21 protein-coding genes and 1 pseudogene are annotated in these 23,847 nt (G+C 53.6%); 7 read left to right on the top strand and 15 right to left on the bottom strand.

Annotated features, from left to right (window positions below; all coding sequences use genetic code 11):
* Positions 1-17: 17 nt before the first annotated feature.
* From merC to AEST_RS11340, 3 genes are read right to left on the bottom strand one after another with little or no spacing between them, the layout of a single operon-like run.
* On the bottom strand, positions 18-425 hold the full coding sequence (gene merC / locus AEST_RS11330; protein ID WP_000522993.1) for an organomercurial transporter MerC: 408 nt from the start codon (positions 423-425) through the stop codon (positions 18-20).
* A 27-nt stretch (positions 426-452) separates the two neighbouring features.
* Complete coding sequence (merP, locus tag AEST_RS11335; RefSeq protein WP_000732276.1) at positions 453-728, bottom strand: mercury resistance system periplasmic binding protein MerP; 276 nt, start codon at positions 726-728, stop codon at positions 453-455.
* A gap of 15 nt (positions 729-743) precedes the next feature.
* Positions 744-1,094 carry a mercuric transport protein MerT gene (locus AEST_RS11340; RefSeq protein ID WP_001294660.1) on the bottom strand — a complete coding sequence of 117 codons (351 nt, stop codon included), beginning with the start codon at positions 1,092-1,094 and terminating at the stop codon, positions 744-746.
* Positions 1,095-1,165: 71 nt separating this feature from the next.
* Between AEST_RS11340 and merR the strand changes: the two genes are divergently transcribed.
* Complete coding sequence (merR, locus tag AEST_RS11345; RefSeq protein WP_008609174.1) at positions 1,166-1,621, top strand: Hg(II)-responsive transcriptional regulator; 456 nt, start codon at positions 1,166-1,168, stop codon at positions 1,619-1,621.
* A 24-nt stretch (positions 1,622-1,645) separates the two neighbouring features.
* A pseudogene (locus AEST_RS11350) lies at positions 1,646-2,473 on the top strand (ISL3-like element ISPst2 family transposase); the annotation flags it as partial.
* A 220-nt stretch (positions 2,474-2,693) separates the two neighbouring features.
* On the opposite strand, the gene rraB reads toward AEST_RS11350, so the two are convergent.
* Genes rraB through nudF form a run of 9 tightly spaced genes read right to left on the bottom strand, consistent with a single transcriptional unit; the run spans position 2,694 to position 11,895 of the window.
* Positions 2,694-3,065, bottom strand: coding sequence for a ribonuclease E inhibitor RraB (gene rraB / locus AEST_RS11355; protein WP_008609175.1), 372 nt, complete (start codon positions 3,063-3,065; stop codon positions 2,694-2,696).
* Positions 3,066-3,071: 6 nt separating this feature from the next.
* Positions 3,072-3,815 (bottom strand): 1-acylglycerol-3-phosphate O-acyltransferase, encoded by a 744-nt coding sequence (locus AEST_RS11360; protein WP_008609176.1) that lies wholly within the window; start codon positions 3,813-3,815, stop codon positions 3,072-3,074.
* A gap of 47 nt (positions 3,816-3,862) precedes the next feature.
* Positions 3,863-6,142: a DNA topoisomerase IV subunit A gene (parC, locus tag AEST_RS11365; protein ID WP_008609177.1), complete on the bottom strand. Its 2,280-nt coding sequence runs from the start codon at positions 6,140-6,142 to the stop codon at positions 3,863-3,865.
* Positions 6,142-7,560, bottom strand: coding sequence for a tetratricopeptide repeat protein (locus AEST_RS11370; protein WP_008609178.1), 1,419 nt, complete (start codon positions 7,558-7,560; stop codon positions 6,142-6,144). Before AEST_RS11370 ends, parC begins: the two co-directional genes overlap by 1 nt.
* A gap of 14 nt (positions 7,561-7,574) precedes the next feature.
* On the bottom strand, positions 7,575-9,467 hold the full coding sequence (gene parE / locus AEST_RS11375) for a DNA topoisomerase IV subunit B (RefSeq protein WP_008609179.1): 1,893 nt from the start codon (positions 9,465-9,467) through the stop codon (positions 7,575-7,577).
* Positions 9,468-9,488: 21 nt separating this feature from the next.
* Complete coding sequence (locus AEST_RS11380; protein ID WP_008609180.1) at positions 9,489-10,049, bottom strand: YqiA/YcfP family alpha/beta fold hydrolase; 561 nt, start codon at positions 10,047-10,049, stop codon at positions 9,489-9,491.
* Positions 10,049-10,807: a metallophosphoesterase family protein gene (locus tag AEST_RS11385; protein WP_008609181.1), complete on the bottom strand. Its 759-nt coding sequence runs from the start codon at positions 10,805-10,807 to the stop codon at positions 10,049-10,051. Before AEST_RS11385 ends, AEST_RS11380 begins: the two co-directional genes overlap by 1 nt.
* A 2-nt stretch (positions 10,808-10,809) precedes the next feature.
* Positions 10,810-11,220, bottom strand: coding sequence for a DUF1249 domain-containing protein (locus tag AEST_RS11390; RefSeq protein ID WP_238534598.1), 411 nt, complete (start codon positions 11,218-11,220; stop codon positions 10,810-10,812).
* Positions 11,221-11,259: 39 nt separating this feature from the next.
* Positions 11,260-11,895, bottom strand: coding sequence for an ADP-ribose diphosphatase (nudF, locus tag AEST_RS11395; RefSeq protein ID WP_008609183.1), 636 nt, complete (start codon positions 11,893-11,895; stop codon positions 11,260-11,262).
* 126 nt (positions 11,896-12,021) lie between these two features.
* On the opposite strand from nudF, the gene tolC reads away from it, so the two are divergent.
* The 3 genes from tolC (at position 12,022) to AEST_RS11410 (ending at position 14,961) form a co-directional block, all read left to right on the top strand.
* Entirely contained in the window at positions 12,022-13,317 is a 1,296-nt protein-coding gene (tolC, locus tag AEST_RS11400) for an outer membrane channel protein TolC (RefSeq protein WP_008609184.1), read from the top strand.
* A 115-nt stretch (positions 13,318-13,432) separates the two neighbouring features.
* Complete coding sequence (gene lpxL, locus AEST_RS11405) at positions 13,433-14,356, top strand: LpxL/LpxP family Kdo(2)-lipid IV(A) lauroyl/palmitoleoyl acyltransferase (protein ID WP_008609185.1); 924 nt, start codon at positions 13,433-13,435, stop codon at positions 14,354-14,356.
* Positions 14,357-14,376: 20 nt separating this feature from the next.
* A complete protein-coding gene (locus AEST_RS11410; RefSeq protein WP_008609186.1) occupies positions 14,377-14,961 on the top strand; it encodes a TcpQ domain-containing protein in 585 nt (194 codons plus the stop codon).
* Here AEST_RS11410 and glnE read toward each other — a convergent pair.
* Positions 14,930-17,737 (bottom strand): bifunctional [glutamate--ammonia ligase]-adenylyl-L-tyrosine phosphorylase/[glutamate--ammonia-ligase] adenylyltransferase, encoded by a 2,808-nt coding sequence (gene glnE, locus AEST_RS11415; protein WP_008609187.1) that lies wholly within the window; start codon positions 17,735-17,737, stop codon positions 14,930-14,932. The genes AEST_RS11410 and glnE overlap by 32 nt on opposite strands.
* Positions 17,738-17,746: 9 nt before the next feature.
* Entirely contained in the window at positions 17,747-18,676 is a 930-nt protein-coding gene (locus tag AEST_RS11420; RefSeq protein WP_008609188.1) for a CYTH domain-containing protein, read from the bottom strand.
* 114 nt (positions 18,677-18,790) lie between these two features.
* Between AEST_RS11420 and AEST_RS11425 the strand changes: the two genes are divergently transcribed.
* On the top strand, positions 18,791-19,390 hold the full coding sequence (locus AEST_RS11425) for a TIGR04211 family SH3 domain-containing protein (RefSeq protein ID WP_008609189.1): 600 nt from the start codon (positions 18,791-18,793) through the stop codon (positions 19,388-19,390).
* Between the two features lie 9 nt (positions 19,391-19,399).
* On the opposite strand, the gene AEST_RS11430 is transcribed toward AEST_RS11425, so the two are convergent.
* On the bottom strand, positions 19,400-19,915 hold the full coding sequence (locus AEST_RS11430) for an Lrp/AsnC ligand binding domain-containing protein (protein ID WP_008609190.1): 516 nt from the start codon (positions 19,913-19,915) through the stop codon (positions 19,400-19,402).
* A gap of 134 nt (positions 19,916-20,049) precedes the next feature.
* On the opposite strand from AEST_RS11430, the gene putA reads away from it, so the two are divergent.
* Entirely contained in the window at positions 20,050-23,826 is a 3,777-nt protein-coding gene (gene putA, locus AEST_RS11435; protein ID WP_008609191.1) for a bifunctional proline dehydrogenase/L-glutamate gamma-semialdehyde dehydrogenase PutA, read from the top strand.
* The last annotated feature ends 21 nt before the right edge of the window (positions 23,827-23,847 follow it).

Here is a 23,847-nt window from a genome sequence, read left to right on the forward strand (position 1 = left end):
GGCAACTGCCAATGCAGTTAGCCGTGTTTGGGTGGTAGTTCGCAGCGGCGGTTGGCCGGTGAGAGCAGATCCCAGATCGACACCCCGATCATCAAGGCCAGACCGACATAGAGGAGGTTCGCCGTCCACCAATTGCCAAAAAACAAGAGCATGGCCGCCAGCACGATGGCTGGGCCGACCATCCCGAGCAGGCTGCGGTACCATTGCCGATGACTCAGCCAGCCCAGTGCATTCGCCAGCAAAGCCACGACTGCGAACAGCGGCAGCAGCTTGGAGATAAACAACCCTTCGTATTCCTGTAGAAAGCCAAGGCCGATGGCCGCGCCCAGGCTGGCGATAGCCGGGAAACAGGCAGCGCATCCCATCGCGGAAACAACGCTGCCAAGCGCGCCAGCCTTGTCGGCAATGCGTGTAATCAGTCCCATGATCGCCCCAGGTTCGGGTTCAGTGGCTCACTGCTTGACGCTGGACGGATAGCCCGCGTCTCCGGTTGCCTTGGTCAGCTTCTGCACGCTGGTCTTGGCATCATCGAACGTGACAACCGCTTCGCGTGTCTCGAAGGTCACGTCAATTTTGCTGACGCCTTCGACCTTGGAAATCGCCTTCTTGACGGTGATCGGGCAGGTGGAGCAGGTCATGCCCGGTACGGACAGCGTGACGGTCTGGGTGGCGGCCCACACGGGGGCAACAACGGCAGCGAGGGCGAGGGCGGCAAACAGTTTTTTCATGATGAACTCCTGTGATTAATAGAAAAATGGCATGACGTAGGGAAATCCGAGCGCGACCAGGACCAGCGCGGCCACGATCCAGAAAATGAGCTTGTAAGTAGCTCGCACTTGGGGAATCGCGCAGACCTCACCCGGTTTGCAGGCTTGCGCCGGGCGGTAGATGCGCCGCCAGGCGAAAAACAGCGCGACCAGCGCTGCGCCGATGAAGATCGGGCGATAGGGTTCCAGCACCGTCAGGTTGCCGATCCATGCCCCGCTGAACCCCAAGGCGATCAAAACCAGCGGCCCCAGGCAGCAGGCCGACGCAAGAATGGCGGCCAGCCCACCGGCGAAGAGCGCGCCGCGCCCGTTTTGTGGTTCAGACATACGCTTGTCCTTTCAAATTTGGTTTGGATAGCTTAAGCTTACTTCCGTAGTTATGTACGGAGTCAAGCGATATGCAAATTAATTTTGAGAATCTGACCATTGGCGTTTTTGCCAAGGCGGCCGGGGTCAATGTGGAGACCATCCGGTTCTACCAGCGCAAGGGCCTGCTGCCGGAGCCAGACAAGCCCTATGGCAGCATTCGCCGCTATGGCGAGGCGGATGTAACACGAGTGCGGTTCGTGAAATCGGCCCAGCGGCTGGGCTTTAGCCTGGACGAAATCGCCGAGCTACTGCGGCTGGAGGATGGCACCCATTGCGAGGAAGCCAGCGGCCTGGCCGAGCACAAGCTCAAGGATGTGCGCGAGAAGATGGCCGACTTGGCACGCATGGAGGCCGTGCTGTCTGAACTGGTGTGCGCCTGCCATGCGCGGAAAGGGAACGTTTCCTGCCCGCTGATTGTGTCACTGCAAGACGGAACGAAGCTCGCTGCATCGGCGCGGGGGAGTCACGGGGTGACTACGCCTTAGCGTGCTTTATTTTCCGAATTCTGAGACGACCCCTACCTGAACAAGCGCTACCGCTGCATTCTGACCAACATTGAGGAGCGAACCCTGCTCGACCTGCTGGCCACCCGCCGCCAGGACGTGGTGACCAACTACCTGATGAAGCTGAAAGACCGGCAGAAGGTCGAGATCGTCAGCATGGACATGTGGAACCCCTACCGGGCAGCGGTCAAGGCTGTGCTGCCCCAGGCCCGTATCGTGGTCGATAAGTTCCATGTGGTGCGCATGGCCAACGATGCCCTAGAGAGAGTGCGCAAGGGCCTCAGAAAGGAGCTGAAACCGTCCCAGAGCCGGACTCTCAAGGGAGACCGGAAAATCCTGCTGAAACGCGCTCACGAAGTCTCAGACCGGGAGCGCCTCATCATGGAGACTTGGACAGGCGCGTTCCCGCAACTGCTGGCCGCCTACGAGCACAAGGAGCGCTTCTACGGCATCTGGGACGCCACCACACGGCTCCAGGCAGAAGCCGCCCTGGACGAGTGGATAGCCACCATCCCGAAGGGCCAAAAGGAAGTCTGGAGCGATCTGGTCAGGGCAGTGGGAAACTGGCGCGAAGAGACCATGACCTACTTCGAGACGGACATGCCCGTCACCAACGCTTACACGGAGTCCATCAACCGACTGGCCAAGGACAAGAACCGTGAAGGGCGCGGTTACTCCTTCGAGGTGATGCGGGCACGAATGCTCTACACCACGAAGCACAAGAAGAAGGCACCGACTGCGAAGGTCTCTCCTTTCTACAAGAAAACCATCGGTTACGGACTGCCGGACTTCGCAGAGGAACTCAACTACGGAGTCGACCTATCAACCATCTGAGGGTGGTATCAGATTGATGGGGTGAAGGTGCCCCATCAACCATTAAATCCGTATACCCTTTATTCTTTTCCAGGTTATTAGCGAGAGAAGCATTCAGCTGACCGATTTGACGATGTTGGAACATGTTCCAAATAAAATCGAGCATAACTCATCCTTGTCTTTGAGTTGACAACTGCGCCGCTGCCATTAACGCAGCGGCTTTAGTCGGTAGCAGACGGGCTTACTCCTCGTCGTCTTCGTCCCACTCTTCGTCTTCATCACCTTCAAAGTAGGTGCCCCAGCCGTCATATTCGACCTGATGCTTTTTCGCCAGCGCTTCCAGCTTGATCGCATCAGCAGTAATACTGGCCGCTTCCAGGGATTGCTCACGGATGGCATCAAATACCCAGGCACTGCCGCCGTCTTCAAATTCCACTTCTTCAGCGTCAGTTACTTCATAGCCCAGCTTAAATAATTCAACAGCCAGCTTTTCCAGTTTATTAAAATCCTGGTCATAAAAGTGATGCTCAATAGTGTACATCGCATCCGGATCGCTGCCATCTTCTAATAAGGCAGCGATAGTTTCTTCAGTAAATTCTTGCCAGTTTTCCATGGGTTATTACTCTGATTGCGGTTGTTGCTGCGAAGTGTAGTCGTTACCCAGCTCAGCATCAAGGGCGCTGATCTGCGCCGCCATCTGGTTGCGCAGATCTTTGGCGAACTGACGGATATTCTGCTCTTTGCTAAGTTCCACCGGCGCTTGCATCTGAATAATCACCTTACCATTATTCCAGCAATTAAGCTTAAACTGTTGATGGGTGCTGCTCATACAGACCGGTACCAGCGGGACTTTGGCTTCCAGCGCGATATGAAAGGCGCCCATCTTAAAGGGAAGTAAACCCCGGCCATAGCTGCGGGTGCCTTCCGGGAACATCCACACCGAGATCTTTTGATTGGAAATCCGCTCGGCCGCCGCCAGCATAGTGCTTAGCGCCTTAGTTTTATCATCACGGTCAATCAGGAAATTACCACTTAGCCAATACAGCTGGCCAAAAAACGGAATATATTTCAGGCTTTTTTTACCAATGGTTACAGTACGCGGCAGCACTGAACCACTTAAGGTAAAGAGATCGAGATTATTCTGATGGTTGGCGACAAACACATAGGGTTCACCAGCCTGGATCGCCGGATCGCGGCGGATTTCCACCTCAATACCGAGGATCCAGGACACCCTGCCATACCAGAGGCTAAACCAATACACATTGTTGGGATGGAACGGGCGCAGCAAACAGATTAGTAAGCCCGCCACAGTACTGACAATAAAAAACAGCGCTAACAGCAGTAAACGAACAACGGCAACCAAAACAGGCCCCTTGCAAGGTCAAAGAATAACAAGGGGCCTAGTATAACTTATTGCTCGGCGTCTCTGGTTTGATCACTGCTGCCATTGACGATCACTTCATCAATCCGCTGCAAGCCGCGTGGCAGTTTATTACCACGCCGGCCGCGCTCACCCTGATAATGCACCAGATCATCCATTTTCAGGCACAGTTTACGTTTACCCGCCACCAGCGTGACACTGCCGGTTGCCGGCACCACCGCCAGCTGAGTAACATATTCTTCGCGGCTGGCGGCACGGGCCGACGGAATCGACATCAGCTTATTACCCTTACCCTTACTGAGTTTCGGTAACTCGGTAACCGGGAACAACAGCATCCGCCCTTCGTTAGAAATACACAGCAGCAAATCATGCTCCGGATCGCCAACCAGCACCGGCGGCAACACCTTAGCGCCAACCGGTAAACTCAGTACCGCCTTACCGGCTTTATTGCGACTGAGCAAATCACCGTATTCGGCGACAAAACCATAGCCAGCATCCGAGGCCAGCAGCAGGCTTTGTTTCTCATCACCCAGCAGCACATGCTCAATACTCTCACCAGCGACAATGGTAAAGCGACCGCTTAACGGCTCGCCCTGACCGCGCGCCGACGGTAACTCATGGGCTTCAGTGGCAAAGCTGCGGCCGGAGGAGTCCAAAAATACCGCCTGCTGATTAGAGCGGCCTTTGGCCAGTGCTTTAAAGGCATCACCGGCTTTATAACTTAACGCATTGCCATCCACATCATGGCCTTTGGCACAGCGGACCCAACCTTTTTCCGACAGTACCACTGTCACCGCTTCGCTGGGCAGCAGCTCTTTCTCGGTTAAGGCTTTGGCTTCTTCGCGTTGTACGATCGGGCTGCGGCGCTCATCACCATATTTTTCAGCGTCAGCCAACAGTTCATCCCGGATCAGTTTGGTCAGCTTTTTCTCGGAGCCTAAAATCGCCTGCAGTTTGTCCCGCTCTTTACTCAGCTCATCCTGCTCACCGCGGATTTTCATCTCTTCCAGCTTGGCCAGATGCCGCAGTTTTAATTCCAAAATGGCTTCGGCCTGACGTTCAGTAATGCCGAAAAAGGCGACCAGCTCAGGTTTGGGTTCGTCATAGGTGCGGATAATCCGGATCACATCGTCAATATTCAGAAAGGCAATTAATAAACCTTCTAATACATGCAAGCGATCCAATACCTTATCCAGCCGGTATTGCAGGCGCCGGCGCACCGTATCGCGGCGGAAAGTCAGCCATTCGCCAAGGATTTCCACCAGATTGCGGACTTTGGGCCGGTGATCCAAACCAAGGATATTCAGGTTAACCCGGTAGCTTTTCTCCAGATCAGTGGTAGCAAACAGATGCTGCATTAATTGCTCAACATCAATCCGGTTTGAGCGCGGCACAATTACGATACGGGTCGGGTTTTCATGATCCGACTCATCACGTAAATCCGATACCATCGGCAGCTTTTTCGCCTGCATCTGCGCAGCAATCTGCTCCAGCACCTTGGAGCCCGAGGTCTGGTGCGGCAGCGCTGTGATCACAATATCGCCGTCTTCCTGCTGATACAGGGCGCGCATCTTAATGCTGCCACGACCGGTCTGATACACGGCTGCGATATCGTCGGCTGACGAAATGATTTCAGCGTCAGTCGGATAATCCGGACCTTTCACATACTGCAGCAAGTCGGTCACACTGGCCTGTGGGTTATCCAGCAGCGCAGCACAGGCATTGGCCACTTCGCGGGCGTTATGCGGCGGAATATCGGTTGCCATGCCCACAGCAATACCGGTGGTGCCATTCAGTAAGATATGCGGTAAGCGTGATGGCAGCACCTTAGGTTCGTCCATGGTGCCGTCAAAATTCGGGATCCAGTCAGTCGTGCCTGAGCCCAGCTCCGATAACAGCACTTCACTAAAGCGCGACAGCTTAGCCTCGGTATAACGCATCGCCGCGAACGACTTAGGATCGTCCGGCGCCCCCCAGTTACCCTGACCATCCACCAATGGATAGCGGTATGAGAACGGCTGCGCCATTAACACCATGGCTTCGTAACAGGCCGAGTCGCCATGCGGGTGATATTTACCCAGCACGTCACCGACAGTACGGGCCGATTTTTTATATTTCGCCAGATGCGATAAGCCCAGCTCTGACATGGCGTAAATAATCCGCCGCTGTACCGGCTTTAAGCCATCACCGATATGTGGCAGGGCCCGGTCCATAATGACGTACATCGAATAGTTCAGATAGGCGTCTTCGGTAAAACGCCGCAGCGGTAACTGTTCCGTACCGTCAGCGGCAATCAGGGTTTCTGTCATCACTCTTCCTGTTTAGTCTGTTGGAGCCCGCTGCGCTGGCCCCGAGCTTTACTCAGTTTGGCAAGCATCACCAGTGCCAGCAGTAACGCGATAATTCCCACTGCGATACCCAGCCACATCCATTGGATCTGCCGGGCCCGTTCACTGTCGGCCAAGCGCAACGCTTTCACCTGCAGCTCCTGCTCCAGCAGTGTTTGCCGCGCCACTTCGCGTTCAGCTTCAAAGCCCATGCGGATCTTGGCTAATTCAATTTCATTTTCTTTGTCACGAAATTGCTGAAAACCTTGCACAAAGCTGAGCAAATTCTGATAAGCCCGCTCGTACTGCCCCTGCTCGGCCAGCAATTCTGCTTTTAATAACCTAAGTGCCAGCAGCATATTGCTATCTTTATTTTCATCCAGCTGCTGCATCCGCTCTTCAGCCAGTTGTAATTGTTGCAATGCCAGGGAGTTTTGTTGCAATTGCTGATAAATTAACGCTTTTTCGTAGTAATGGCCGGCGAGATAGTAATCTGACTGGATAACATTCAGATACTGCTCCGCTTTTTCCATATAATCCAGCGCCAGCTGTGGCCGGTTCATCTCGTTGTTAGTGATCGCCAGACCACTGTATGCATAATACAGGCTCAGTAAGTCCTGTTCTTGCTCAGCCGATTTCAGCATCCGATCAAAGCTTTGCAGTGCCAGTTCATAATTCTGCAAGTGGCTGTAATTACGGGCCAGGTTATACAATACTGTCACCTGATTACGTTGCCAGCCTAACTCATCGTAGAGCGCCAGCGCCCGCTCCAGAAAGCCCAATGCCTCCTGCTCAAATGCCAGCGAAGAATACATCAGGCCCAGTTGTGCATTCACATCAGCCAGTAATTCTTTATCCTGCAGCTGTTCCGCCTCCTGGTAGGCCAGCTTAAGAGCCTGCAACGCTTGCTGATCGCGGTCCTGCAGCGAATCGACAGCGGCAATATTCACCACGCCGCGCAGCCTTAGCTTGGCATCACCCAGCGCTGTTGCAACCGCCATCCCCTGTTGATACCAGCTTAAGGCTTCATTGAGCGCCAGCTGCATTTCACGGGCATAGCCCAGCTCGTACAACAGTTCCGCTGTGAGTAAACTTTTTTCTTCACCCAGTAACTCCAGCCCCTGCCGGGCCGCATCCTGCTGTTCCGGATAACGTCCCTGATGACTCAGTGCCGCAGCTCTGATATTCAGCCAGTGCGCCTGTTGCCTGGGCGTCAGGCGGTAAAACTCGGCCTGTTGTTGCTCCAGCTGCTGTAACACCTGATCCGGTGCCCGATGTTTTAACTCTGCCAGATGCTGTAGCCAATCCGGTATCTCAGCGGCATAGCCAGGGCTAAGCAGCGACAGCACGCTGCACAGCAGCAGGCAGAAGGTCAGTGGCAATCTTATCCAGGCCCTCATAGTACTCCCTGTGCTCAGGCAATAATTGCCCGATCTCCTTTTTGTTCCAGCCAGTCCTTACGGTCATGGGCACGTTTTTTTGCCAGCAGCATATCCATCAGCTCCAGCGTTTGCGGCGCATCATCGATCGTCAGCCGCACCAGGCGCCGGGTATTCGGATCCATGGTGGTTTCGCGTAGCTGTAACGGGTTCATTTCACCCAGACCTTTAAAGCGTTGCACATTGACCTTGCCACGTTTCTTCTCGGCTTCAATCCGATCCAGAATACCGTTCTTCTCTTCTTCATCCAGCGCATAGTAAACGTCTTTACCAATATCGATCCGGTACAACGGTGGCATGGCAACAAACACATGGCCCTGTTCCACCAGATGACGGAAGTGCCGCACAAAGAGCGCACAAAGTAAGGTTGCGATATGCAGACCATCAGAGTCAGCGTCAGCCAGGATACACACCTTGCCATAACGCAGCGCCGACAGATCCTCAGAGTCCGGATCAATACCAATAGCCACCGAGATATCATGCACTTCCTGCGATGCCAGAATTTGCGAGGACTCGACTTCCCAGGTATTAAGGATTTTGCCGCGTAGTGGCATCACTGCCTGAAATTCACGGTCGCGTGCCTGCTTGGCAGAACCACCGGCCGAATCCCCTTCGACTAAAAACAGTTCAGTACGGGCCAAGTCCTGGGCCGCACAATCGGCCAGCTTACCGGGCAGCGCCGGGCCAGAAGTGACTTTTTTACGCACGACTTTTTTCGCCGCTTTTAAGCGGCGCTGCGCGTTATTAATACAGAAATCGGCCAGTGCCAGTGCAATATCGGTATGCTCGTTTAGCCACAAGCTAAAGGCATCTTTGACAATGCCGCTGACAAAGGCCGCCGACTGCCTGGATGACAAGCGTTCTTTAGTCTGGCCGGCAAATTGCGGATCCTGCATTTTCAGCGATAGCACATAAGCACAGCGATCCCATAAGTCTTCCGGTGACAGTTTAATGCCACGTGGTAACAGATTACGGAACTCGCAGAATTCACGCATCGCTTCTAACAAGCCCTGACGCAGGCCATTGACATGAGTACCACCCTGCGCCGTTGGGATCAGGTTGACGTAGCTTTCGGTGATCAGTTCACCGCCTTCAGGTAGCCACAGCAGTGCCCACTCTACGGCTTCGGTACTGGCCGTAAACTGACCCACAAAGGGTTGCTCAGGCAAGGCCTGATACTGTTGCACTGCTTCGGCCAGATAATCGCGGATCCCGGCCTGATAACACCATTGGTATTGTTGCTGGTTAACTTTGTCGTCAAATTTAACCGTAAGGCCGGGGCATAGCACGGCCTTAGCCTTCAGCACATGCAATAAGCGACTGACGGAAAATTTAGGCGAATCAAAATAGGACGGTGTGGGCCAGAACCGCACCCGGGTACCGGTATTACGTTTACCTACGGTACCGGTAATCGCCAGCTCTGAAACTTTGTGACCATCCGCAAAGACCATCTCATAAACATTACCATCGCGACGGATGCTGACTTCAACCCGGCTGGACAGCGCATTGACCACCGAGATCCCGACGCCGTGTAAGCCACCGGAAAATTGATAGTTCTTATTGGAGAATTTACCACCGGCGTGCAGCCGGCACATAATCAGCTCGACGCCGCTGACCCCTTCCTCCGGGTGAATATCCACCGGCATACCACGGCCGTTATCAATGACTTCGATCGACTGGTCATCGTGCAGGATCACCTGCACCAGATCAGCATGCCCTGCCAGGGCTTCATCGACACTGTTATCGATAACCTCCTGCGCCAGATGGTTTGGCCGGGTGGTGTCGGTATACATGCCGGGACGGCGTTGTACCGGCTCTAAACCGGTTAACACCTCAATGGATTCGGCGTTATAGAGTTGTTCAGTCATATTGTTGTAGTTGCTTCCTGTTTACGGCTGTTGCAAACAAAATTCTGCGATCTGTGTCAGATATTGCTGATAGCCAACAAAGCTATGATCACCGCCTTCAATCAGCTCAAAACGGGCGCCCTGATAATATTCCAGAGCCTGGCGGTAATCTAACACCTCATCGCCGCTTTGCAATAGTACAAAATACTGTTCTGGCCGCTTTAGCGTCAAGGGCATCAGGCTGGCTAATTGCGTCATATGCTCAGCCCGCACCTGGTAACTTTGTTGCAATACCGGATGGTGATAATCACCAACATAATCCGCCAGCACCTTGTGCGGTGCTACTGCCGGGTTAATTAAACAGGCGCGGCAGCCATAGCGCTCCGCTAACACCGTCGCTAAAAAACCACCCAGTGAACTACCAATAATGGCTGTTGGCGGCGCAGTGATTTGTTGCGCCAATACTGCCATGGCTGCATCCGGGGTGTAAGGTAAATCCAGAGCAGTAATCTGAACCCCGGGTAAAGTTGAAAAATAATCCACCGTCAGGCGGGCTTTTTCCGACTGACTTGAGCTGGCAAAACCATGTAAATAATAAAGCATTAAATCCTCTTAAACTGCCAGCGGACAGTACCGCCGGCACTAAATTGCCATTCACACCATTGTGGCCCCTGATTGACGGTTTGCCAGTCTGGCGTTTCCAAAAACTGCACTGAGCTGGCAGGGCAGCCGACCAGTTGAATCCCCTGTAGCTGGCGTTGATAAGCCAGATGAGCATGACCATGACTGAGGCCGCGAACCCTGGGTTCAGCTTGCAGCAACTGCCAGAATACCTGTTGTTCGGTCAGGCCGTATTGATCAATAAAACAGGCTAAGGGTTGCGGATGATGATGCATAAACAGCCAAAAGTGCGCGCTCGTACTCTGTCTAAACTGCTGTTGTAGCGCCTGTTGTTTCGGTTGCGGAAAGCTGCCGGCTGGCGTCGGTCCTTTGCTATCCAATAAGAATAATTGCCAATCAGCCAACAGCAGACTCTCGGCCGCAACAAAAGGCCTGCGCTGCGAGAGTTCTGTAAGCAAGTGCAGATCATCATGGTTACCCGGCACCAGAAATACCGGGCAATGCAGTGGGCTGAGTAATTCTGCCAGCAAAGCATAACTTGCGGCACTGTGATCCTGCGTCAGATCCCCGGTCAGAATTACCGCGTCAGGCCGGTCAGACTGCAAAAACGCAATAATTTGCCGCAGATGCAATGCCGGCTGGCAGCTCTGATACCAGCCATCAGGCTGCGCCAGCAAATGGCAATCCGTCAACTGGACTACACGATAGCTGTGCTGATGCGGAAAAACAAAAGATTTCATGCTTAACGAAACACCTCAGGTTCGGTTCGATAACCCGCCTTGGCGCAGAGTTTTAACCAGTCACGTAATAACAAATTAATTTGCCGTTTTTCGTCCGGCTGGGACATCGTCGGATTCGGATAAGGATAGACTGCCGAAAAACGCCATTGCTGCTGTACCCGCACCACTTCCGCCAGGCGGGCATCGTGATATAACTGTACGTCAAAATCAGGTTGAAAAAAGCCAGGCTGGTACGACGACGACTCATCTTGCAGTAGCGCAATCTTTAGCCGGGTGGTAAAGGGCGCAACCTCCAGAATAGTTAGCCGGTAACGGCTGGCTATCCCAAACTGAATATCACTGTGGGTTCCGACCTCTGACAAAGCCGGCAGTAAGCGGTGTAAAGCGGCATAGTTGCGCTCGCACAAGCTCAAAAAATCCGGCAGGTAGGGTATATACGACTTTCTTAGCAATCAGCTTCCCCAGCGTGTTGTCACGTCAGACAGATGCAACGCCAGCCACTGCAAGGCAATTACTGTGGCGGCATTATCAATTTTACCTTCAGCCAGCAGCTGCATAGCCTGCATTCTGGGCATGACATGAACTTTAATATCTTCATGCTCGGCACTCAAACCAAAGATCCCCTCCGCGACCGGCGCGGTTAAACGCCCCAGAAATAGCTGGATCCGTTCGGTACTGCCACCCGGGCTGGAGTAATAGTGTAACATAGGCATCAGCTCTGTCAGTTCAATACCGGCCTCTTCTACCGCTTCCCGCTTCGCCGTCAGCTCCGGGCTTTGCCCCGGCTCAATCATGCCGGCAATAGCTTCCAGCAACCAAGGGCTTTGGCCGCTACTAACAGCGCCGACCCGGAATTGCTCCACTAACACGATTTCGTCGGTCCCGGCATTGTAGGGCAGCACCACGACCGCCTGACCACGCTCAAAAATTTCACGGGTCATCACGTCACTCCAGCCGCCGGCAAAACATTTATGCCGCAGTTGCCAGCGCTCAATCCGGAAAAAACCCTGAAAAACGGTGCTTTTATCGATTATTTCTAGATCTGTTGCCGCAAAAGCAGGATACTGACGTACCTTGAATTCTGACATAGGTGTCCTCACATTTTGTTACACTCTTCAGGGTAACTTTACGGTTTAATCATTACCTAGTTTAGGTTAACAGGTTATCATTTGGGCACTTATACGCACTTTCCTTTACCATCAGGATTTATAAAGATGAAAAAAACCCTTTTAAGCACCTTGGTGCTGTCATCTCTGAGCTTATTCAGCCTGCAATTAAGTGCTGAGGATTTACAAGCCGTTTATCAGTTAGCCACCCAAAAAGATCCGGTAGTACAGCGCGCGGCTGCCAGCCGTGACGCTGCCACAGCCCGTATTGATGTGTCCAGATCGCGCTTGCTGCCGTCAGTCAGTTTCGGCGCCGATGTTACGCGTAGCAGCCGCGATAACTTGCGCTTTAGCGGCAGTAACACGGTCGGCGCCGGTATCCAGGCCCGACAATCATTGTTCGACTGGAGCAACTGGCAAGGTTTGTCCCGCGCGGAAAAGGTCGCGCTACAAAGCCAGACCGTTTACAACGCCGAAGTGCAGGATTTGATTGTCCGGGTGACCAGTGCCTACTTTGATGTGCTGCGGGCCCGTGATAACCTGACCTTTGTCGAAGCGGAAAAACGCTCAGTAGAGCGCCAGTTGGAACAAACCAAACAACGCTTTGCCGTGGGTTTAACCGCCATTACCGATGTGCATGAAGCACAAGCGCAGTTTGACAGCGTCGTTGCCCGTGGCATCAGTAGCGAGAATGCACTGGAAAACGCCCGCGAAGCGCTGCGCGAAATTACCGGCCAGTATCATGCTGAAATAGCGCAGTTGAATACCGATAAGTTCTCAGCCTCACGGCCATCACCAGAGATGGTCAGCGAGTGGATGAATATTGCCGAGCAAAATAACCTGACGTTACAGGCTCAGCGTATTGCGCTGGATGTGTCGTCACTGGATATCGAACTGGCCAAAGCCGGTCACTTACCAACCCTGGATGCCACCGCAAACCTGGGCGTTTCGAAAACTTCAGGCTTTGACCGCGCCGATAGCAGCTCGGTCGGTATTAATCTGTCGGTACCCATCTATGCTGGTGGCGGTATCGAAGCAGGCGTACGGGTCGCGCAGGCAAATTATGTTGAAGTTAGCCAGGCACTGGAACAAAGCCATCGTTCCGTCGTACGGCAGGTGCGCAGTTCTTTTAATAACGTCAACTCACAGATGTCCGTGATCCGCGCTTTGGAACAAGCGGTGATCTCGGCGCAAAGCGCACTGCAGGCCACAGAAGCCGGTTTTGAGGTTGGTACCCGGACTATCGTTGACGTGTTGCTGAGCACCCGCAACCTGTTTGACGCCCAGCGTAATCTGGCCGGTGCCCGTTATGACTATATTCTGGCCCAGCTGCAGCTAAAGCAGGCAGCAGGTAATCTGACCGAACAGGACCTGCTGGCAATTAACGCAGCCCTGACCAACTAAGCTGGTTGCGGGTGTAGCTCAGGCTGCACCCGCCCATGCTCCTACCAGTTTCAGCTTTCCCGCAGTCATTTTTCCGTTACAATACCAGCAACCTGAGTTTTCGGATGCGTAGATAGTGGTGAATGCTCCCCGTTTTAGTTGGCGTTTTTTATTACCGCAATATTGGCTGTTATGGCTGGGTGCAGCCTTTTTATACCTGCTAAGTTGGCTACCTTACCGCGTATTAATGGGCATTGGCGCCACTTTTGGCCGCTTATTATTCAAGGTGCTGAAATCCCGTCAGAAGATTGCACGTCGTAATTTAGAGCTGTGTTTTCCCGAGATGGCTGCAGCCGAGCGCGAAACCTTACTTTGGCGTAACGCCGAAGAAAGTGGCAAAGCTATGCTGGAAACCGTGATTGGTTGGTGGTGGCCAGATTGGCGGATCCGTAAGCTGGCCCATTTTAAAGGCTATGAGCATATTCAACAGGCGCTGGCTGAAGGCAAGGGTGTGTTATTACTGGCCGCCCACTTTCTGCATCTGGAAGCGGCCTGCCGGGTATTCGGCTTAACCCATCCCAGTGTCGGCTTTTACCGGCCGAACAATAATCCCCTGTGGGACTACCTGCAGTACCATGGTCGCGCCCGCTCGAATAAATATATGATCGGCAAGCGCGATGTCAAAGGGCTAATCCAGGCCCTGAATGGCCAGGAAGTGTGTTTTTATCTGCCGGATCAGGACTATGGCCGCAATCGCGCCGAATTTGTGCCTTTTTTTGCTGTTGCTGAGACTGCGACCACGACCGGTACCCTGCTGTTTGCCAATGCCGCTAACTGCGTCGTGATCCCGGTTATCACCAGTCGCTTAGCTGACTATCAGGGTTATCAGATTGAAATTCTGCCGCCGTTTCAAGACTTCCCCAGCGGGGACGATAAACTGGATGTGACCCGGGTAAATCAGTGGGTTGAACGGGCGGTACTGCAACACCCGGAACAATATATGTGGCTGCACCGGCGCTTTAAAACCCGACCGGATCCCAATGCGCCCTCGCTTTACTAAATCTGGCGCCGGAGCGACCTATGAAAGTATTTGTTAATGTGATTTTACTGCTGCTGGGCATAGTGCTGATCTATTTTCTGGTGATTAAACCTGATGTGTTGATCAATCCGGAAAAAACCAATACCGCAGCAGAGGGCTTCAGCCGGTTTTATGCCAACTTCCGCAATAGCATTATGCAGGGCAGCTCTAAGAGTGAGTATATTATTACGCTGCAAGATAGCAGCAAAGACCTGATCCCTCAGCTACGCCGGCGCGAACTTCAGGTAACGGCAGCCGATCCAGCCTGGCGCGGCGCTAATACCCGTCGTCGTTTTCAGGCCGGTGAAACAGTCAAGCAGGCGCTGGGCCAATACGCACAACAAGAAAATCTGGTACTGTTTTGGACTCTACCACGCGACTATGTGATTAAGCAGTTCTTTGAAACCAACGGTACCCTGCTGGATACCGTACAAGAACTGGCATTTACCATCAGTCCCGACTTTAAACAACGGGTTACCGGTTGGTACTGCCCGCGGGCACGGGCTCTGGTGATGACCGATCTGGAACATGAGTATCTGCGGCAGAGCTGTATCGCTACGGCACCATCCCTGCCGGCTCGTCGTTAAGCCACTGCTGCCAGGCCTGGTTGACGGCCTGGCGCAATAATACCAACCGCTGTTCGTTACTGTGCTGCAAATTGCTTTGCATGGCCGGCATCAGCGTGGCGCGGTGACCCACCCCTCGTAACAGCTGATAAGCTTCGGCAAGTTGTTCCGCTTGCTGAGGGCTAATTAAGCCAACCTGAGCCGCCGCCTCCAGGATCCGGATATTGTCACTGTATTGATAGAGCTCGGCATGTTGTGCGCCATAAGCCAGTACCAGGTACTGACTGATAAACTCCAGATCAACAATACCGCCGACGCTATGTTTAACATCCGTGCTGTCGGCACCATGGTGCTGGCGCAGCTTTTGCCGCATGTCGCGTACTTCCTGCTGTAATTTCACCAACTCTCTGGGCTGACTGAGGATTTGTTGCCGGATCCCGGTAAAGCGGGCACTCAGGGCCGGCGAACCAACGATCAGGCGGGCACGCACCAGCGCCTGATGCTCCCAGGTCCAGGCCTCTTGCTGCAGGTACTGCTGATACGTATCAATATGGATCGCCAGCAAGCCCGAATTCCCGGATGGTCGCAAGCGGGTATCAATCTCATACAGCACACCACTATTGGTACGGGTGGTACTCAGATGCAGAATGCGCTGCACCAGCTTCAGGTAAAATTGCAGCGAATCAATAGCCCGCTCGCCGCTGGTTGGCGCCTGGCTCTGACATTGATGCACAAACACCAAATCCAGATCGGAGCCATACCCCAGTTCCAGCCCCCCCAACTTACCGTAACCTATTACCGCGAAACCTTTATCCTGCTGACTGGCGCCGGCTGGTAAGCCGAAACGCTCGGTCATTTGTTGCCAGGCCAGCTCAACCAACTGTTCGATAATGACTTCGGCCAGCCAGGTCAGATGATCGCTGACTTTCATCAGTGGCAACACCCCACTGATATCGGCGGCTGCGATGCGTAACTGCTGTGCCTGTTTAAACTGCCGCAGGCTTTCCATCAGCAACTCCAAATCATCCTCCGGCACCCGCAACAGATAGAGCCGCAGACGGTCCCGGTAATCATCTTTATTGGCAACCTGATATAGCTGCGCCGGATCAATCAGCTCATCCAACAACATCGGATAACGGGCCAGATGCTCGGCCAGCCAGCCGCTTTGCGCGCACAACAGGACCAGCTGTTGCAAGGCCGGTGGATTTTCAAACAGCAACTCAAGGTAAGCGGTACGGGTAACAATTTGCCGGAACACTCCGAGGATCCGGCTTAATACCGCCGTCGAAGCCTGCTGCTGTTCCAGCCAATGCAGTAAGCGCGGGATCAACTTGGCCAGGTAATCGCGGCCGCGCGGCCCGACAGAGCGTCGCTGACAATCCTGTTTAAACTGCTGCAGCTGGGCAACCAGCTGTTCAGCCTGTTCGCTATCCAACCAGTCGAGCTGTTCCGCCAGTTCAGTGCTGGGTAGCTCACTATCCCATAACAACCGCCCGAGACTGATCTCTTCGGCTTCCAATTGCTGCTCGGGCTCGATCACCTGTTTAAACTGGCTATGGATACGCTGCATCGCCTGTTCAATCTCGGCGGTCAGTGTGGACCAATCCGGCCGCTGCAAAGCCGTCAGCAACATCTGTTGCTGCTCAGGATCGGTCGGCAGGGTTTGCGTTTGCTTATCCTCCATGCCTTGCAGCGCTTGTTCAACCCGGCGCAACCACAGGTAGTCTTGCTCCAGCATGGTTGCACTGGCTGCGTCCAGGATCCCCTCTGTCCGAAGCGCCTTGAACGCCAGCAAAATAGAGGCTTGCTGCAAACTGGGGATCCGGCCGCCACGGATCAGTTGCAGGGTTTGCACAATAAACTCAACTTCGCGAATGCCACCGGCCCCCAGCTTGATATTGTCACGCCGGTTACGGCGGCGATTCTCCTGCTCAATCAGCTGCTTCATCCGCCGCAGCGACTCAATGGCCGAGTAATCGATATAGCGCCGATAAATAAATGGCTTCAGTAAAGCAGTCAGTTCCACACTGTGACAGGGATCCGGATTCAGCACCCGGGCTTTTAACATGGCGTAACGTTCCCATTCCCGGCCCTGCTCCTGATAATAGTCTTCCAGTGCCGCGAAGCTCAGTACCAGCGGGCCGCTTTCCCCAAAAGGGCGTAGCCGCATATCTACCCGATAGCAAAAACCATCCGCCGTCACCTGATGCAGGGCGGCGATCAGTTTTTGTCCTAACTTGGTAAAAAACTGCTGATACTCCAACGGCCGCCGGCTGCCGGCAATTTCACCATTGGCCGGATAAGTAAAAATCAGATCAATGTCTGATGAAAAATTGAGCTCGCGCCCGCCCAATTTGCCCATGCCCAGGATCAATAGTGGCATCGGCTGTCCTTGCTGATCCAGCGGGGTACCGTGCAAAGCACTGAGTTGTTGGTACGCCCAGTGATAAGCACTGTTGATCAGGCAATCTGCCAGCGCGGAAACCTGACTCAGGCTGGCAGTGATCGGTTGTAACTGCAGAATGTCCGCAGCCAGGATCCGGCTCAGGCTGGAATTGCGGTATTGTCTTAGCAAGGCAAAGGCTTGCTGCTCACTGAGATCCGCTGTTTGCGCCAGCGGATCGCTAAACCCCTGCTGTAAGCTACTTGCCAGCCGTTCCGACTCAATCAGTTCGCTGACTAATGCCGGTTGTTGCTGTAGTGTTCTGGCCAGAAAGTTGCTGGCCTGCAGCAACAGATGCAAGTTAGCCTGCTGTGATGGCGTTAAAGTGGTGACGATTGATTCAGTGCTTGTCATCTTTTTTCCTCAGCAGCCGGATTGCTGGCGTTGCCACAGCAAACGGGACAACTTTAGCAACCATAATTGATAACTTTGCTGATTGAACAGCAACCCCCGCTGCTCAGCAAGCTGGCGCAACAGGCCACGGCCCTGGCTGGCAAGCAGTTGCTCGCCCTCATCCTGCAGGATATCCGTCAGCAGCTGCAGCTCAGCTGCGACATCCTGCAGCAGCGCCAGATTGAGTTGCTGGCTATAACAATTCTCCAGTTGCTGTAAGCGCTGTAAATGTCGTAGCAAACGTTCCGCTGGCAGTACTGAGAGTGGGATTTCAGGCGGATAAGGAGTGCCATGCTGCAGATAAAGCTGATACCCTCTGGCCGCTTTACTCAACCAGCCTGCCCTCAGTGGCAAAGCCTGTAACAGAAACTCCGCCAGGTCAAACAACGCCAGGGCGTCGCCATCCAGCAGTTCCAGCTCCAGTTCAGAAATCAGCTGCCGGCGCTCACCGGAGCGTACCTCGCCCTGATCATAGACTATTTCAATCAGTGCCTGTGGCGAAGTCAGCTGCCAGCTCTGCCGGATGAAGTCAGTGCGAAACAGCTCCAGCAAGTGCTGTTGTAGTACTGCAGGCTCGGCCTGTGCCGGCCAGATATTGCTTGGAAAGGCAGCCAGCTCTGGCACCACACCAGCGCAAGGCAGATTATATTCGGGCCGGATCTGCAAAGCGCCATGCTGTTGCCCCGCCAGTTTAATGGTTTGCTCAAATTTTCCCTGCTTTTGCCGGCTTCGCAACCCCATGTCGTGGCGACGGAACCATTGCTGTGGGGTATCAAAATAGGCATTTAGTAACGGCTGAGCAGGGTTTGCCGTAACTTGCCCATAGAGCGCCAATAGCTTACCCACTTGCGGTGCGTCGGCTGCACCGACTAAAAACTTTAACTCTAGCTCCAGACTCATACTGATCTCTCCTGCAATAACACAGCGCCGGTATTAGCCCTTGTAAACTGCTACACAACTGCCTATCATCGCCAATACCCATGCACTACTGCTTTGATTTTGGTCAGGATACCTATGTTCAGTTTATTTCGCAGCTTTTGTCAGTGGTTATTTTTGCTTAGCCTGCTGCTTTGTGTGTCTGTAGTTAAGGCGCAAACCAGCGCTACCCCAGCCTTTATTTCCGATAATCTGGTAGTTTATCTGCACTCAGGTCCGGGTAATCAATACCGGATTATTGGCACCCTGACCGCTGGCAGCAGCGTGCTACGCCTGGCTGAAGAAGAAGGCTATGTCCAGGTGCAAACCGAGGATAACCGCAGCGGTTGGTTACCGAAAGAACACTTGAGCTTAACCCCGGGTCTGCGGGCGCAGTTTACGGAACTACAGAGCCGTTTTGAACAGCAAAGCGTCCGTTTAACTGAGCTGGAACAGGATAGCGGTCAAGGGCAACAAGTGGTGCAGCGCCTGACGCTGGAGCGCGACCAGGCGCTGGCCGAACTGGAACAGCTAAAACGCACTAACGAGCGGCTTAGTAATGAACTGGATGCGCAGCAAGCCAGCTTCTGGCAGCAACCTATGGTATTGGGCGGTGCCATCTTACTGTTTGGTCTGTTATTCGGGCTGATTTTGCCCAAGTTGATACCACAGCGTCGTAACAGCGATCGCTGGATGTAACACGGCTCGCTAACTTTGTGCCGGTGGCGTACTCGCATCGGCATGCAGTTTCAGCGGCAAGCCCTGGTCGTTTTTGACCTGCTCGATCACCACATAAGTATGGGTTTGCGCCACACCGGGCAAATCCACAATCTGCGCCAGAATACTGCGGTAGGCTTCCATATTCGGCAGCCGCAGTTTCAGTAAATAGTCAAAACCGCCCGCCACCATATGGCACTCCGCCACCTGAGGAATTTGCACCACCGCATCGCGGAACTTATCAAACACATCGCTGGTGGTGCGGTCCAGCGTGACCTGAATAAAGGCCGCAGTACCATAGCCAAGTTTGCTGCTGTTTAACCTGGCACCATAGCCTTCAATAAAACCCTCTTTTTCCAGCCGCTTTACCCGGTCAATACAGGGGCTGGCGCTTAAATTCACCTTCTTTGCCAGGTCGACATTGGCAATACGCCCTTCTTTTTGCAGCGTATCCAGAATACTAATATCGATCCGGTCTAACGCTTTAATTTTGCTGTTCGTCGTCATGGCAGTATTTTTTTGGGTTTTGGCTATTATTGACAGAATTATATACGGTTAAATTAAAAAAATAACCACCCTATGCGGCAGCCTTTTCTCTACAATGCCGCCAATAATATGGCCTACTTTCAGGATATTTTTCTATGCTGTTTAACGGTTCACTGGTTACTACCGACCCGCTGCGTCAAACCATCCGCAATCACTACCGCGCCGATGAAGATCAGGTGTTAGATTTTCTGCTGCCGCTGGCCGAGGTTGATGCCAAAACCCGTAGCCGTGCCTGGGAACGGGCCCGTCAGCTAGTGCTGTATATCCGCCAGTCGCAGGTTGGCAAAGGCGGTGTTGATGCGCTGTTAAACGAGTTTTCGCTGTCAACCGAAGAAGGTCTGGTGCTGATGTGTCTGGCTGAAGCCTTGTTGCGGGTACCGGACAAAACCACCGCTGACCGTTTAATCCGCGACAAGCTGTCACAGGGCGACTGGAGCTCGCACCTGGGCAACAGCAGCTCACTCTTTGTCAACGCCTCGGCCTGGGGTTTGTTGTTAACCGGTAAGCTGGTGAATTACTCCGACGACGAGCGTAAACAGCAATTTGGTTTATTAAAACGCACCTGTGGTCGTTTAGGTGAGCCGGTGATCCGTCAGGCGGTGCGTTACGCGATGCAAATTATGGGCACTCAGTTTGTACTGGGTACAACCATCGACAAAGCCTTAGCGCGTGCGGTGGAAATGGAAGCCAAAGGTTTTAGCTACTCTTACGATATGCTGGGTGAAGGCGCCCGCACTATGGCCGATGCTGACCGCTACTTTGCCGCCTATATGACGGCGATCCATGCCATTGGTAAAGCGGCTAACGGCCGCGGCCCGATTAAGAGCCCGGGCATTTCGGTGAAATTATCGGCTATCCATCCACGTTACGAATTCAGCCATCTGGACCGGGTGCATGCGGAGCTGGTCCCGCGTCTGAAACAGCTGGCACTGGCTGCCAAGTCTTACAATATTGGCTTTACCGTTGATGCTGAGGAAGCCGATCGGCTGGATATGTCGCTGGATGTGATTGGCGCGGTATTCAGCGATCCGGATCTGAACGGCTGGGAAGGCTTTGGTTTAGCAGTTCAGGCCTATCAGAAACGTGGCTTGCATGTGATTGAGTGGCTGCGCGAGCTGACGGTAAAAGTCGGTCGTAAGCTGATGGTGCGCCTGGTAAAAGGCGCCTATTGGGATACCGAGATCAAACTGTCACAAGTGGAAGGGCTGGACGATTTCCCAGTATTTAGCCGCAAGCCGTCAACGGACGTCTCCTATCAGGCCTGCGCCAAAAAACTGCTGGCTTACCGCGATAGCATCTATCCGCAGTTTGCTACCCACAATGCCTATACCGTGGCCACTATTCTGGAAATGGCTGGCGATCTGACCGGTTTTGAATTCCAACGTTTACATGGCATGGGCGACGCGCTGTATGACTTAGTGGTTGCCAATGAAAAAGTGCCCTGCCGTATCTATGCCCCTGTTGGTGAACACTCGGATCTGTTGGCCTACCTGGTGCGGCGCTTACTGGAAAATGGTGCCAACAGCTCCTTCGTCAACAATATTATCGACGAGAGCATTCCGGTCGAATCGCTGCTGCAAGATCCGGTTGAAGTGGTAAAAAGCTGGCGCCAGAAACGCAATCAGTCTATTCCGCTGCCGGCGAATCTTTATGGCGCCAGCCGCCTGAACTCAAAAGGCATGGATCTGACCGATATTAACCAGCTGACACCGCTGAAACAGCATATGTCGGAATTTGAGCAGATAATCACCAACCAGCAAGCAGTTGAAGGTGCGGTAGCTGTGGTCAACCCGGCGAACCTGCGAGAAGTTATCGGTTATCTGCACCATCATAGCCCGGAGCAAATGCAGCAACTGCTGGCTAACGCTGAGCAGGCCTTTACCAGCTGGTCAGCGACAACCATCAGTGAGCGGGCCTCGCTGCTGCGTAAGTTAGCCGATGCTATGGAGCAACACCGCGACGAATTATTAACTCTCTGTGTTAAAGAAGCTGGCAAAGTATTGGCTGATGCGGTAGCTGAAGTACGCGAAGCGGTCGATTTCTGCCGTTACTATGCCCATCAGGCCGAGCTGCTATGTGCCAAACCACAGCAGGCGCGTGGTGTATTCTTATGTATCAGCCCGTGGAACTTCCCACTGGCAATCTTTATCGGTCAGGTCGCGGCAGCGATGGTAGTGGGTAATACCGTGGTCGCCAAACCGGCAGAACAAACCAGTCTGATTGCGCTGCGTACTGTGGAATTACTGCGCGAATGTGGTATGCCGGAGCATGTGGTGCAACTGGTGATTGCACCGGGTCGTCAGGTTGGTGAACACATAGTGCCAGATCTGCGGGTGCAGGGCGTGATGTTTACCGGCTCTACCGAAACTGGCTGCTGGATCGCCCGTAAACTGGCCGAGCGCGGCGGCGAGCCGGTACCACTGATTGCCGAAACCGGCGGTCAGAACTGTATGATTGTTGACTCTACTGCCCTGCCAGAGCAAGTGGTCGATGATGTGATTTCATCTGGCTTCCAGAGTGCCGGCCAGCGCTGCTCGGCACTTCGGGTGTTATTCCTGCAGGAAGACGTGGCCGATAAGATTATTGCGATGATTAAAGGTGCCATGGCCGAGCTGCATGTTGGCGATCCGGCCTGGTTAAGCACTGACCTGGGCCCGGTTATCGATGCCAAAGCCCATGACCGGCTAACCAGCCATGTGAATTATTTAAAGGATAAAGCCAAGCTACATTATGCCTGTGCTATTCCGACAGAGGGCGAGCATTATTTCTTCGCACCGCACCTGTATGAAATTGCCGATTTGACGGTGCTGGAGCGTGAAGTCTTTGGTCCGGTGGTACATATCATCCGCTTTAAGGCCGAAGAGGTGGAAGATGTGATCCGGCAAATCAATGCTACCGGCTATGGCCTGACCATGGGCGTACACAGCCGGATTGAGCAGTTTACCAGCAAGGTCGCCCGTGAAATCAAAGCCGGTAATATCTATGTTAACCGCAATATGATTGGCGCTGTGGTAGGCGTGCAGCCTTTCGGTGGCCGTGGTCTGTCTGGTACAGGTCCGAAAGCCGGTGGCCCGCTGTATCTGGAGCGACTGGTAAAAGACAACCTCAGTGTTGATTGTGCAGCGCTGGATGAAGCGAAAAAAGCCCGCTTACTGGCCGAAACCACCAGCAGTGCTGTGGCTTATGCGATGCCGGCAGCTGCAGTGGCACAGCAAAAGTGGTCACAGCTGCCAACCACGGCGCGTACCTCCGTGCTAAGGCAATTTCTGGCATCCTTAGCCAGCAATCAGGTGGTAAGTCGCCAGGAGCCGGATCTGGAGCAGGTGTTAATGGTCGCCCGCGCCAAACTGCAACGGGTTGAACTGGAATTAAACCGTCCGATTAACCTGCCTGGACCAACCGGTGAGAGTAACGTGCTGGTGCTGGATCCACGTGGCATTCTGGCCTTATTGCGCGATGACAGCAGCAACTTTAGCCACTGGTTACTGAGCATTATCACCGCGTTGGCGGCCGGTAACGCCGTGATCACCGCGGTGGAGGATGCCGAGCTGCCAGAAGCCGAGGCCTGTATTAAAGCGCTATTGGCGGCGGGTATGCCACAGCATTTACTGGCAGTAGTCCGGCTGGATTGTCTGACCACCTTGCTGGCGCATCCGGAATTAAACGGCGCCATTATCGAAGTCAGCAGCGCGCTGAAGCCACTGGCCGCTGAGTTGATTGCGGCACGTGAAGGCGCCATTCTGCCGCTGATTACCTCACCGGCCGATGAGCGCATGCTACACCGTCTGGTCACCGAAAAGACTATAACCATCAATACCACAGCGGCCGGCGGTAATGCCTCGCTGATGACGATGGCGGATAACGTCGGCTAATAGCGGATTTTTTTGTTAAAT

The organism is Alishewanella aestuarii B11 (assembly GCF_000280055.1).
GTDB lineage: Bacteria > Pseudomonadota > Gammaproteobacteria > Enterobacterales > Alteromonadaceae > Alishewanella > Alishewanella aestuarii.